This window comes from Roseovarius sp. MMSF_3298 (genome assembly GCF_030733705.1).
In the GTDB taxonomy this organism is placed as follows: domain Bacteria; phylum Pseudomonadota; class Alphaproteobacteria; order Rhodobacterales; family Rhodobacteraceae; genus Roseovarius; species Roseovarius confluentis.
On sequence record NZ_JASHIN010000065.1, the window covers coordinates 1 to 1,282 of the forward strand.

The window sequence follows — 1,282 nt, forward strand, 5'->3', positions numbered from 1 at the left end:
TCGGGAACGATGAAGGGCGGGGCGTGGGTGCTTGCATCAAAGGCGCTGGGGGCGCATATCACGGGACATGGTGAGATGGATATATGCCCTTGTTCTGTCCGTGACGCTGGCGGTGCCGGCGGGGGCGGAGATGCGCGTGCCCGAGAGCCAGAGCGAGATCAGCATGGGCTTTGTGCCCGTGGTCAAGGCGGCCGCGCCGGCGGTGGTGAACATCTATGCGCGGCGGGTGGTGAACACGCGCTCGAGCCCGTTCCGGGGCGATCCGTTCTTCGAGGAATTCTTTCGCGATTTCGGCGGGCCAAGGCAGCGGGTGGAAAACTCGCTGGGGTCGGGGGTGATCCTGAGCGCGGACGGGATCGTGGTGTCGAATTACCACGTGGTGGGGATGGCGACGGACATTCGCGTGGTGCTGAACGACCGGCGGGAATTCGAGGCGCGGGTGCTGCTCTCGGACGAGGAAAGCGACCTGGCGATCCTGAAGCTGGAGGGCACGGCGGACATGCCGGCGCTGGAGTTGCGCGATAGTGACACGGTCGAGGTGGGTGAGCTGGTGCTGGCGATCGGCAACCCCTTTGGCGTGGGCCAGACGGTGACCAGCGGGATCGTGTCGGGGCTGGCGCGATCAGGCGCGGCCACCGGCAATGCGCGGGGGTATTTCATCCAGACCGACGCGCCGATCAACCCCGGCAATTCGGGTGGGGCGCTGGTGGATATTCGTGGCCGGCTGGTGGGGATCAACACGCGGATCCTGAGCCGGTCGGGCGGGTCGAACGGGATCGGCTTTGCCATCCCTGCCGCGCTGGTGGCGCAATTCGTGGCGCAGGCAGAGGCGGGAAACACCGCGTTCGAACGGCCCTGGGCCGGGATCAGCGGCCAGCCGGTGACGGCGGACATGGCCGAGGGGATGGGCCTGAATGTGCCGGGCGGCATCATCATTTCGCAGTTGCATCCCGCGAGCCCGTTTGCCGCGGCCGGGTTCCAGGCGGGCGATGTGATCACGGCAGTGGACGGGCAGGCGGTGAACGCGGCGCCGGAGATGATTTACCGAATGTCGGTGGCCGGGATCGGCGGCGAGACGCGGGTGACGCGCGTGCGGGACGGCGCTGCGGAGGATGTGGTCCTGCGGCTGGGGCCTGCACCGGAAGAGCCGCCACGGGAGGTGACGGAGACCGGGGCGCAAAGCGTCATCCCGGGGATGACGGTCGGCAACATCAACCCGGCCGTCATCGCAGAACTGGGCCTGCCACTGATGGCGGAGGGGGTCGTGGTGCTGGAGGCGGGG

General features: G+C 68.1%; 1 protein-coding gene. It reads left to right on the plus strand.

Annotated elements, in window-relative coordinates:
- Positions 1–67 precede the first annotated feature (67 nt).
- Positions 68–1,282, plus strand: a 1,215-nt coding sequence (locus tag RBB18_RS23125) for a trypsin-like peptidase domain-containing protein (RefSeq protein WP_306121284.1), incomplete at its 3' end; no start/stop codon positions are given.